Below are 11,444 nucleotides of genomic sequence, written 5' to 3'. Positions count from 1 at the left end.
CCCGCCGGGGGGCCGCGGTGACGCCGGCCGCCCCGGGGGGGGGGGGGTCGTCCTGGCTCAGGCCCACTCGATCACGCCGAAGTTGAGGAACGGCTTGGCCGACGGGTCGTCGGCGTCCACCAGGCGGAAGTGCACCCGCCCGTCCTCCATGCGCCACATCTGGGTCGCCACCCGGGTCCCCGGGAGGACGGAGGCGGTGATGCGCGTCTTGAAGCGCTTGAGCCGCTCGGGCTCGCCCGGGACGAACGCGCGCACGAAGTGGCGGCACACGATGCCGGCGAAGCTCACGGCGTGCAGGATCGGGCGGGGCTGGCCGTTCTCGGCCGCGTACTCCCAGTCGACGTGCTGCGGGTGGTAGTCGCCCGACAGGCGGTAGATCAGTGCCTGGTTCTCCGGGATGGTCTCGATGGTCTCGACGTCGGGCTCGCGGTCGGGCATCTCGACGATGTCCTTCGGCGCGGCCGGTCCACCCCACCCGCCGTCGTAGATGAGGCAGTCCCAGCTCTCGTTCGTGAAGAGGAGGTTGCCCTCGTCGTCGTACGTGTCGCCGACGTGCTGGGCGAGCAGCCCCTTGCCCTCGCCCCGGTCGTACAGACCCTTGAGCAGGACCTTGGTCGAGAGCTTCCCGTCCAGCCGGGTGATCGGCCGGTGGAAGGTGACGTCGAAGCTCCAGTGCAGCGACCCGGCGTAGTCGTAGCCGTAGTCGATGGTCCGCGTGACCTCGGAGTCGACGATCGGCATCGCGGCGAAGGTCGGCAGGACCTTCATGTCCTTCTCGTACACGTACTCGAGGTCGGTGCGCCCGTCGATCGCGCAGCCGGAGCCGAGGGCGAACAGGCTCAGGTCGCGGAAGGTGTACTCGCGCTCGAACGGGCCGAACCACTGGCCGACCATCTCGGTCTTGATGACCATCGTTTCCTACTCTCTGCGTGCTCTGCGCGCGTCCGGGGGACGTGCGCGGGGATTCGGGTGCGGGAGCCGACCGGCCCCCGTGTCGTCGGCCTCAGACCAGCGCGGCCTTGGCGACCTTGAAGGTGGTGGTGCGGGGCAGGTCGTCGACGACCTCCACGATCGTGGGGACCTTGAAGTCCGCGAGGTGGGTGGCGCAGTGCGCGCGCACCTGCGCCACGGTGACGACCTGGCCCGGGACGAGCACGACGAACGCCTTGACGGCCTCGTCGTGCACGGGGTCGGGGACACCGATCACGGCGGCCTCCGCGACCGCCGGGTGCCGGGTGAGCACCTGCTCGACCTCCGTCGGGGAGACGTTCTCGCCCGAGCGCTTGACGAAGTGCGTGCGGCGGTCGACGAACCAGTGCCAGCCGTCGGCGTCCGCGCGACCGAGGTCGCCCGTGCGGAACCAGCCCTCGGGGGTGATCGCGGCCGCCGTGGCCTCGGGGTCGCGGAAGTACTCCTTCATGAGCGTGCGGCCGGGTACCCCGCGCACCTGGATCTCGCCCACGGTGCCGACCGGGACCTCGTGCCCGTCGCCGTCGGCGATGCGCACCTCGTACCCGAGGCCAACACGGCCCACGGACGGCCAGCGGCGCTCGCCCACGGGCGGGTCCGTGAGGACGCCGACGAGGGTCTCGCTCGTGCCGTAGGAGTTGAGGAGGCGCACCCCGAAGCGCTGCTCGTAGGCGGCCTTCTCCTCGTCCGTGACGGGCAGGTAGTAGAGGACCTCGCGCACCTGGTGGTCGCGCTCGTCCGGGGCGACGGGCTGGAGCATGGTCGTGCGCAGCATCATGGCGATGCTCTGCACCACGGTCGCGCGGTGCTCACGCACCTGCGCCCAGAACCGTCGTGCGCTGAACCGCTCGACGGCGACCAGGGTCGCCCCGGCCGTGAGCACGGGCATGAGGGCGTTGAGCTGGAAGTTCACGTGGCAGGCGGGCATGGTCGTCAGGAGGCGGTCCTGCGCCGTCATCGTGGCCTGCCAGTCGACGAACAGCCCGCTGAACAGCAGGTTCGCGTGGGTCAGCACGACCCCCTTGGGGCACGCGGTGGAACCGGACGTGAAGACGATGCCGACCGGGTCCTCGCTCGCGAGCGGGACACGGTCCACCAGGACGTCCGGCTGGGCGTCGCGGGCGGGGCCGTACGGCGTCGTGCCGGGCACGTCGTGCTGCGAGCGGGCGAGCAGGATGCGCGGGTCGCCCGTGTAGCCGTCCTCGGGCAGGACGTCGGGCTCGGCGACCACGACGCGCGCCCCGACCCGGCGCTGGATGTCGTTGCACTCGGTCGCGGTGCTGCGGGGGTGGAACGGGACGCTGACGGCGCCGACGAGCGCCAGGCCGAAGAGGCACTCGAGCATCTCGGGGCAGTTGCCGAGGTGGACGCCGACGTGGTCGCCCGGGGCGACGCCCCAGGAGCGGAAGAGGTTGGCCGTGCGGACGATCCGCACGGCGAACTGGCCGTACGTCCACTCCGTCACGACGCCGTCCCGGTCCTCGAAGACGAGGAAGGTCCTGTCCGCGGAGGTGCGGGCGAGCTCCTCCCACAGGTCTCGCAGCGTCCTGCTGCCCACGATGTCCATCCACCTCACCCGTTCCTCGGTGCGCCCGGTTCTCCGGACGCGCTGTGTCGGTCGGCGGGTGCGCGCGGTTCTCGTCCCGCGCGCACCCGGTCGCTCAGCCCCTGCGGATCGTGCCGTTCTCGGCGAGCGCCTGGATCTGCTCCGGGGTCCAGCCCGCCTCGGTCAGCACGGCGTCGGTGTCCATGCCGAGCGAGGGCATGGGGCGCCAGATCCTGCCGGGGTTGCGGGAGAACTTGGGCACGATGCCGACCCCCTTGACGGGCGTACCGTCGAGCGTGTCCCACTCGACGATCGCCTCGCGCTGGGCGACGTGGTCCTCGGCGAGGAGCTGGTCGAACTCCAGCACGGCGTTGGCGGCGATCCCCACGGCGGAGAACTCCTCCTCGAGCTCGACGGCCTTCTGCGTGAGGCAGAACGCGTCCAGGTGGCGCTCGATGAGCTCGGCCTGCGGTCCGTCGAGCCACAGCGCGCTGGTGTCCTCGGGGTACTCCTCGGTGCCCCAGAGGTGTCCCAGGCCGATGCGCTCCAGCAGGTACTTGTTCTGCTTGACGCCGTAGACGCACAGGCCCACGAAGCCGTCCGACGTGCGGTACTCGCCGATCCCGCACAGGTTGGGGTGGCGGGCGCCGGGGCGCGGGTAGACGGTGCCCGCGTTGAGGAAGTCCATCATGTAGTAGGCCCCGACCCGCATGAGGACCTCGTACATCGCGACGTCGACGCTCTCGCCCTGGCCGGTCGTGCGCGCCTTCTGCAGCGCGGCGAGCGCGGACGAGGTCACCATGAGCGACGTGAAGTAGTCGCCCACGTACGGCACCGCGGCCATGGGCTGATCGGGGGTGCCGTTCTGCGCCATGTACCCGCTGTAGGCCTGGACCGTGAGGTCGTACGCGGCGCGGTTGACGCGCGTCTCGACGCCGTACTGGCCGAAGCCCGAGACGTGCACGATGACCAGGCGCGGGTTGTGCTCCCACAGGATCTCGTCGGTGATCCCTCGGCGGGCGTAGGTGGGGCCCTTGGAGGACTCGATGAAGACGTCCGCGTCCTTGACGAGCGAGAACAGGACCTCACGGCCCTCCTCGGTGAACGGGTTCATCGAGATCGAGCGCTGGTTGCGCCGTTCCATCTCCTTGACGAAGGTGGTGTCGCGCATCGAGTCGCCCGTGCGCGTGTTCTCGATCCAGACGACGTCGGCGCCCCACTCGGCCATGACGGCGGCCGCGGACGGGGCGGCGATCTCGACCGCCGAGTAGACGACCTTGACGCCCTCGAGGACGCCGAACCCCGGGATCGGGCCGGACATCAGCGGTACTCCTTGAGTGCGGCGCGGCCGGCGGCGAGGATCATCATCTCGTCGGTGCCGCCGGAGATCCGCTCCACGCGCAGGTCGCGGTAGAAGCGGGCCACGCGGTGGTCGCCGGTGACGCCGATGCCGCCGAGCACCTGGATGGCGTCGTCCACGACCTCGGACGCGGCGCGCGTGCAGTACAGCTTGGCCATGGAGCAGTCGCCCTTGCCGAGCAGCCCGTTCTCGGCCTTCCAGGCGATCTCGTAGACCATGTTGCGCATGTTCGTGAGCTTGATCCTCATGTTCGCGAACTTCTCCTGGATGAGCTGGTAGCGAGCGATCGCCTCGCCGCCCTGCACCCGCTGGTTCGCGTACCGTGCCGCGTCCTCGAACGCGCACAACGCCCATCCGTAGTCGCACGCGGCGACGAGGAAGCGCTCCAGGTCGAAGTCCGCGACGGTGCGCGCGAAGCCCTCGCCCTCGCCGCCGAACATGTCCTCCTCGCGGAGCTCGACGTCGTCGAAGTAGATCTCGCAGCACGAGTCCATGCGCAGGCCGAGCTTGTCGAGGGGCTCCTTGCTGATGCCGGGGAGCGTCATGTCGACGAAGAACTCGGAGTACTGGTCCATGTCCTCGGCGTTGCGCGCCATGACGACCAGGTAGGGCACGTGCTTGGACGACGTGATGAAGGTCTTGTGGCCGTTGAGGTAGACCTTGCCGTCGCGGCGCGTGTAGGTCGTGGACATCTTGGCGAAGCTCGAGCCGGCGCCCGGCTCCGTCATCGCGAAGTTCCAGATCTGCTTGCCGGTGCCGACCAGGGCGAGGATCTTCTCGATCTGCTCGGGGCTGCCGACGCGCAGGACGGTCTCGAGCGTGGGGAGCTGGTAGAGCACGTCGGGCGCGCCGCCGCGCCGGCCGAGCGCCCCCCAGACCCCCGCGCGCGGGGTCCAGCCGGCGGCGAGGCCTCCGCGGGCCTCGGGCAGGCGGATCGTGTCGCCGCCGAGCGCGGCGCGCTCGGCGACGAACCGCTCCGGGTACTCGTGGCCCTTGTCGCACCGGGCGAAGTAGGTGTCCCAGTTCTCGCGGGCCATGAGCTCGCGGATGGCCTGGACCATCAGCTCCTGGTCCTCGGTGAGGGAGAAGTCCATGAGAGGGCCTTTCGTTCGGGGTGGTGGGGGAGTCGTGGTGCGCTCAGACGAGCGCGGCGGTGACGCGCCGGTGGAACGCGGCGCCCTCCGCGAGGACCTGGCGGGCCTCGGGCAGCATCCGCGAGTGGTGCAGGAAGCCGTGCAGGACGCCGTCGACGACGTGCAGGCGGTGCTCGACGCCGTGCGCGGCGAGCAGTGCGGCGAGGGCCCGGCTGTCGTCGAGCAGCGGGTCGAGCGCGCTCGCCACGAGGTACGTCGGAGGGACGCCCTGCGAGAGGTCCGCGGAGAGGCAGTCCAGGCAGGGGCTGCGAAGGTCCTGCGGGTCCGAGGTGTACGCGGCCAGGTAGCCGTCGAGGTCCTCCGGGGTCAGCCCGTCCCACGCCCCGCCGAACAGTCGGCGGGACACGGAGTCGCGCAGGCCGAAGAGGCCGTAGTAGAGCAGGAGCGACTCGACCGCGGGGCCGCCGTGGTCGCGGAGCCAGAGGGTCGCGGCGAGGGCCACGTTGGCCCCGCCGGAGTCGCCGGCGAACGCGACGCGCCCACCGGTGACCCCGATCTCGTCCGCGTGCTCCGCCACGTGACGGGCGACGGCTGCGCACTCCTCGACGGCCTGCGGGAGCTTCGCCTCCGGCGACAGGGCGTAGTCCACGCCGACGACCACGGCCCCGGTCGCGTCCGCGAGGGCTCGCATGATGCGGTCGTGCGTGTCGAGACTGCCGACGACGAAGCCGCCGCCGTGGACGTAGAGGAGCGCGGCGCCGTCGGCCTGCTGGACAGGGTGGTACCGGCGGATCCGGACCGGCCCGTACGGCCCGGCCACGGTGTCGTCGACGGTCCGCGCCATGCGGGGGCCGCCCTCGTTCCAGTACACCCGCTCGGTGGCGTAGCGGCAGCGCTGCTCGCGGACGGTGGCGTCGGGGGCGAGCGCGGGTCCCTGGAGCCGCTCCTGGAGGGCGAGGACCTCGCGCATGCGGGGCGTCAGGCGGGCGAGGACGTCGACGGCGGACATCAGGCGTTCACGGGCTCGGGCTCGGCGGACTCGCCGGCGGCGAGAGCCTGCGCCGCCTCGTACCGCGCGTCGAGCTTCGCCTGGTTGGTGCGCACGTAGCGGTTCAGCAGCAGCGCGCACGCGGACGCGACCACGGCGGAGCCCACGAGGATCCAGAAGATCTGCGGGTAGGCGGCGCCTTCGTTCCCGGCGGCGTCGGCCTTGTCGATGATCGAGCCGAACCAGGTGCTCGAGAAGGTGTCCGGCAGGAAGCCGACGAGCGACACGACCCCGGTCGCGGCACCGAACGCGGCGAGCGGGACCTTGCCCTCGGTGAGCTGGGACGACACGATGCCGAACACACCGTTGGCGATGAAGCCGAGCGCGACGCCGATGAGGGCCACCGACAGGATCAGGCCGGTGCCCGCGGGCAGGACGCCCGGCACGGGCACGATCGCGAGCACGGCGATGCCGGCCGCCGCGATCAGCGAGCCGATCCAGATGACGCGCGACGGCTTCTTCGCCCGGAAGGCGAGGGCGCCGAAGACGGGTCCGGCGAACAGGGTCACGCCGTACTGGCGCAGGACGCTGAGGATGTTGTTGAGCGTGGCGTCGGCGCCGAGGTAGGTGAGGTAGGTCGTCGCGTAGTTGACACCCGTGTAGTAGAAGTACACGAAGAAGACGGTGACCGCGGTGATGAGGACGACGGGGTTCGTCAGGGCGCGCCCGGTGTCGACGAGTACCTGCCTGGCGGAGCGGACGCTGCCGATCTCGCCCTCGAACTTCGGGATCATGACGAACGCGAGCACGCCGAGCAGGAGGATGAGCACGGCGTAGAAGAGGAGGAAGGTCCGGAAGGCGCCGGCGGCGTCGCCCGCCGCGCGGGAGAGGACCCAGGTGCCGACGAGACCGGCGAGGAAGCCCGCGAGGCCGTAGAAGCCGTAGCTGATGCCGATGTTGCGCGAGTACTCGTTCTCGGCCGAGATCAGTCGCACGAGCTTGTAGCGGCAGCCCCACCACAGCAGGATCGTGGTGATGCCCATGGCGACGAAGATCAGCAGGAGCGTGCCGTACGACGGCAGCATCGCGTACCAGAAGGTCAGGGCCGCGGTGAGGACGAACCCGGTCGAGCACAGGGTGCGCATGCGTACACGGTCGGCGACGAGGCCCGAGGGCAGGTAGCAGATCGTCGCGGTGATGGCGTAGGCGCCGAGCAGGGCGCCGATCTGCGTGTTGGACAGGCCGAGCGCGGACTTCTGCGCGTCGTAGAAGGCCTGCTTCAGGTAGGCGGGGCCGTAGATGGTGCTGCTCCCGGCGCTGACCAGGATCAGGATGAACCACCGACGGAAGGTCGTGAGGTCCGCGGCCTTCTTCTCTCCTTTGGCGACGATCGCCATGTGCCCTCCTCAGAGCTGTCACGCACTCTCGTAGTGCGACCTGGACCACACTGCGCCCTCGAGGAGATGACACGGGAGGGTTTCGGCGTCATGACGACAAGGTGCGTAGGGGGCGCTGCGGACCTGAGTAGAGGAGGGGCCGGGCTTGAGTGCAAGAACCCCCTTACCGGGCGGTAGGGTTTACCATGAAGGCTCGCGAGGCGCGGAAACAAGCGGCTTGTACTTTTCTTCACAAAGAATGGCGCGCTCAGCCCGGTACGACGAGCCGCCCGGCAGGGGGCCCGACGGCGACTCGGGCACTCCCGGGAGACGACGACGGCCGGTGCAGCGCCCGTGGGGGCTGCACCGGCCGCCGGGCCGCTCGAACGTGACGCCGCGAGACGCGCGGCGCCCACACGTCACCAGATGCGGACGCGCTCCTCGGGGGCGAGGTACAGCGCGTCGGACTCCGACACGTCGTACGCCTCGTAGAACTCGTCGAGGTTGCGCACCACGCCGTTGCAGCGGAACTCGTTGGGCGAGTGCGGGTCGGTGGCGAGACGACGCACGACCTCCTCGTCACGGCCCTTCGACTGCCAGACCTGGGCCCAGCCGAGGAAGACGCGCTCGATGCCCGTCAGTCCGTCGACCACGGGCGCCTCGGACAGGGGACGGCCCAGCGCGATGCGGTACGCCTTGAGCGCGATCGACAGCCCGCCCAGGTCCCCGATGTTCTCCCCGATCGTCAGCGCGCCGTTGACGTGCGGGCCGTCGTCGGGCAGCTGGACCGGGCGGAACGCGTCGTACTGCGCGATGAGGGCCTTGGTGCGGACCTCGAACTCGGCCCGGTCCGCGGGCGTCCACCAGTCCTCCAGGCGCCCGTCGCCGTCGTACTTGGAGCCCTGGTCGTCGAACCCGTGCCCGATCTCGTGGCCGATCACGGCCCCGATCCCGCCGTAGTTGACCGCGTCCTCGGCGTCCGGGTCGAAGAACGGCGGCTGGAGGATCGCCGCGGGGAAGACGATCTCGTTCATGCCCGGGTTGTAGTACGCGTTGACCGTCTGCGGGGTCATGAACCACTCGTCGCGGTCGAGCGGCTTGCCGATCTTGCCCAGCTCGCGGTCCTGGTCGAACGCGTTGGAGCGGCGCACGTTGCCCAGCAGGTCGTCGGCCTCGATCACGAGCGCCGAGTAGTCGCGCCACGTGACCGGGTACCCGATCTTGGGCGTGAACGCCTCGAGCTTGGCGAGCGCCTTGACCTTGGTCTCCTCGGTCATCCAGTCGAGACCCTCGATGGACTCGCGGTAGGCCGCGACGAGGTAGGCGACGAGCTCCTCCATGCGGGCCTTGTGCGCGGGCGGGAAGTGCCGCTCGACGTACACCGCGCCCACGGCCTCGCCCAGGGCGCCCTCGACGAGCGAGACTCCGCGCTTCCAGCGCTCGCGGACCTCCTGCGCCCCCGACAGCGTGCGGCCGTAGAAGTCGAAGTTCGCCTCGACCAGCTCGTCCGTGAGGTACGGGGCACGCGCCGAGACCAGGTGGTAGACGGCCCACAGCTTCCAGTCCTCGACCGGGACGGACTGCCAGAGCTCCGCGAATCCCGTCGCGAAGCCGGGCTCGCGGACCACGAGGGAGTCGAGCGAGCCGGCCGGGGCGCTCAGGGCCAGGACCCACGCGTGCCAGTCGAAGCCCGGGGCCGAGTCGGCCAGCGCGCGCAGCGTCATGGGGTTGTACGTGAGGTCCGCGTCGCGGTCGCGCACGACGTCCCAGTGGTGCGCCGCGAGCTGCGTCTCGAGGGCCAGCACCCGCTCGGCGGCCTCCTCGGGGGACGCGCCCCAGGTGTCCGCCGTGACGCCCGCGAGCGTCAGCATGCGCGCGACGTGCGGCACGTACTTGGCCCGGATCTCCGCGTACTGCTCCTCGCGGTAGTACGCCTCGTCGGGCAGGCCCAGCCCGCCCTGATAGAGGTAGGCGACGTACTTCTCGGGGTCCTTGGCGTCGTTGTCGACCCAGAACCCGAAGGCGCCCGCGCCACCCGTGCGCTGCAGCGCGCCCAGGGCGCCCGTGAGCTCGGCCTGGTTCGTGGCAGCAGCGATCAGCGCGAGGTCCGGCGCGAGCGGGCTCACGCCGCGCGCCTCGATCGTGTCGGTGTCCATGAAGCTCGCGAAGAGCGCGCCGATCTGCGCCTGGACGCCCGTGGCGTCCCCGGCCTGCGCCGCGGCGGCGCTGTCGTCGATGATCTCGCGCACGTGCTCCTCGGCCTGGTCGTGCAACGCGCGGAACGCGCCGTCCATCGACCGGTCGGCGGGGATCTCGTGGGTCTCGAGCCAGCGGCCGTTGACGTGCCGGTACAGGTCGTCCTGCGGACGGACGGCCGGGTCGAGGGCGGACAGGTCGATGCCGGAGGCCGTCGTCGGCGCAGCGCCCGTGGCGGTCAGGTCCCCGCCCGTGACGGAGGGTGTGGTCTGTGTCATGCGTCTCAGGTTATGCGAGCAGGGGCGCGGGCGGGGAGCGCATCGGGGATGATGGGGCCATGCGCGTTCACATTGCAGCGGACCACGCGGGGTACGAGCTCAAGGCTCACCTCGTCACGCACCTCAAGAGCTCGGGCCACGACGTCGTGGACCACGGCGCCCACGAGTACGACGCCCTCGACGACTACCCGTCGTTCTGCATCGCGGCCGGCGAGGCCGTCGTCGCGGAGCCGGGCAGCCTCGGCGTCGTGATCGGCGGCTCGGGCAACGGCGAGCAGATCGCCGCCAACAAGGTCGACGGCGTGCGCGCCGCCCTGGCCTGGAACCTCGACACCGCGAAGCTGGCCCGCCAGCACAACGACGCCAACGTCATCTCGGTCGGCGGGCGCCAGCACACGGTCGAGGAGGCCACGTCGTTCATCGACGCATTCCTCGCCGAGCCGTTCAGCGGTGACGAGCGCCACCAGCGCCGCATCGACCAGCTCGCGGCCTACGAGGCCTCGCGCCACCAGGCGTGACGTCCGTCCACACCGTGCGCGCGGTGGACGGTGCGGCCCGGGCCTGCGGGCCACACGGCCCACCGCCTCGCGCGCACGTTCGCCGAGCTCTTCGCGGGGCAGGTCCTGGCGGTCTCGAGCCCGCAGGGCCGGTTCGCGGCCGGGGCCGTGCTGCTCGACGGCGCGCGCCTGGTCGCGTCCCGGGCCTGGGGCAAGCAGCTCTTCCTGGGCTTCGCGGACCCGTCCGCGGAAGCTGCCGCAGGACCCGACGGACCGCCGCCCGACGACGACCTGCGCTGGCTGCGCGTCCACCTGGGCCTCTACGGGGCCTGGACGTTCGCGGGCGACGGGAGCGCCGCCGTCGTGCACGCGATCGGCGCGCCGCGCAGGCGCATCGGCGAGCGGGACTCGGTCCCGGCCGGTCCGCTCGCGTCGCTCCCCGCCCCGGGAGACGACTGGGCTCCTCCCGCGCCCCGCGGCGCGGTACGGGTGCGCCTGCTCGGCGAGCACGCGGTCGCTGACCTCACGGGCCCCACGGCCTGCGAGGTCGTCTCGGCGGACGAGGTGCGCGCGGTCGAGGCGCGCCTGGGCCCCGACCCGATCCGGGACGACCCCGCCCCGGCGGGCGGGCCCGAACGCTTCGTGACGGCCGTGCGGCGCTCGCGCACGACCGTCGGACAGCTCCTCATGAACCAGGACGTCGTCGCCGGGGTGGGCAACATCTACCGCGCCGAGGTGCTGTTCCGTGCGGGCCTGGACCCGCTGACCCCGGGCAGGGACGTGCCCGCCGAGACGCTGCGGGGGATCTGGGACGACCTGGTCGTCCTCATGCGTGACGGCGCGACCACGGGCGCGATCGTCACGACCCGTCCCCAGGACCGCGAGCCCGACGGCGCCACCTCGCCGGGAGCGCCGTCTCGCCCGGGAGCCGGGCGTCAGGAGGTGCGCCAGAACACCGACGGCACCGCCGGGTCCGTGCTTGCCGACCAGGCGTTCTACGTCTACCACCGCGACGGCCTGCCGTGCCGGGTGTGCGGGACGCCGGTCCTCATGAAGGACCTCGCGGCTCGCAAGCTCTACTGGTGCCCGACGTGCCAGCGGTGACCCGGGATCTCACCGACCGCTGAGTGCGTGGTTTGG

At 71.3% G+C, this 11,444-nt stretch carries 9 protein-coding genes; 2 read left to right on the top strand and 7 right to left on the bottom strand.

Annotated elements, in window-relative coordinates; all coding sequences use genetic code 11:
* Window positions 1-57: 57 nt before the first annotated feature.
* The 7 genes from H9652_RS15300 to H9652_RS15270 form a co-directional block, all read right to left on the bottom strand.
* A complete protein-coding gene (locus H9652_RS15300) occupies window positions 58-912 on the bottom strand; it encodes a MaoC/PaaZ C-terminal domain-containing protein (RefSeq protein WP_191797008.1) in 855 nt (284 codons plus the stop codon).
* Between the two features lie 91 nt (window positions 913-1,003).
* Window positions 1,004-2,536, bottom strand: a complete 1,533-nt coding sequence (caiC, locus tag H9652_RS15295; protein ID WP_191797010.1) for a crotonobetaine/carnitine-CoA ligase — start codon at window positions 2,534-2,536, stop codon at window positions 1,004-1,006.
* Between the two features lie 94 nt (window positions 2,537-2,630).
* Window positions 2,631-3,836, bottom strand: coding sequence for an L-carnitine CoA-transferase (gene caiB, locus H9652_RS15290; RefSeq protein ID WP_030150948.1), 1,206 nt, complete (start codon window positions 3,834-3,836; stop codon window positions 2,631-2,633).
* On the bottom strand, window positions 3,836-4,969 hold the full coding sequence (caiA, locus tag H9652_RS15285; protein ID WP_191797007.1) for a crotonobetainyl-CoA dehydrogenase: 1,134 nt from the start codon (window positions 4,967-4,969) through the stop codon (window positions 3,836-3,838). Before caiA ends, caiB begins: the two co-directional genes overlap by 1 nt.
* Window positions 4,970-5,012: 43 nt before the next feature.
* The gene (locus tag H9652_RS15280; protein WP_191797006.1) at window positions 5,013-5,978 is read right to left on the bottom strand and encodes an alpha/beta hydrolase fold domain-containing protein; all 966 of its coding nucleotides are present in this window, start codon (window positions 5,976-5,978) and stop codon (window positions 5,013-5,015) included.
* Window positions 5,978-7,354, bottom strand: coding sequence for an MFS transporter (locus H9652_RS15275; RefSeq protein WP_191797005.1), 1,377 nt, complete (start codon window positions 7,352-7,354; stop codon window positions 5,978-5,980). The genes H9652_RS15280 and H9652_RS15275 overlap by 1 nt, the downstream gene beginning before the upstream one ends.
* 398 nt (window positions 7,355-7,752) lie before the next feature.
* Window positions 7,753-9,807, bottom strand: a complete 2,055-nt coding sequence (locus H9652_RS15270) for a M13 family metallopeptidase (RefSeq protein WP_191797004.1) — start codon at window positions 9,805-9,807, stop codon at window positions 7,753-7,755.
* 59 nt (window positions 9,808-9,866) lie between these two features.
* Here H9652_RS15270 and H9652_RS15265 point away from each other — a divergent pair, with 59 nt between their 5' ends.
* Together H9652_RS15265 and H9652_RS15260 are read left to right on the top strand one after the other, a co-directional pair.
* Entirely contained in the window at window positions 9,867-10,325 is a 459-nt protein-coding gene (locus H9652_RS15265) for a ribose-5-phosphate isomerase (protein WP_191797003.1), read from the top strand.
* 30 nt (window positions 10,326-10,355) lie between these two features.
* A complete protein-coding gene (locus H9652_RS15260; RefSeq protein WP_191797002.1) occupies window positions 10,356-11,408 on the top strand; it encodes an Fpg/Nei family DNA glycosylase in 1,053 nt (350 codons plus the stop codon).
* Window positions 11,409-11,444 lie beyond the last annotated feature (36 nt).

The organism is Oerskovia rustica, assembly GCF_014836555.1.
Taxonomy (GTDB): domain Bacteria; phylum Actinomycetota; class Actinomycetes; order Actinomycetales; family Cellulomonadaceae; genus Oerskovia; species Oerskovia rustica.
Note: the sequence above shows the minus strand (reverse complement) of the source record. Positions and strands in the feature narration are given on the sequence as shown.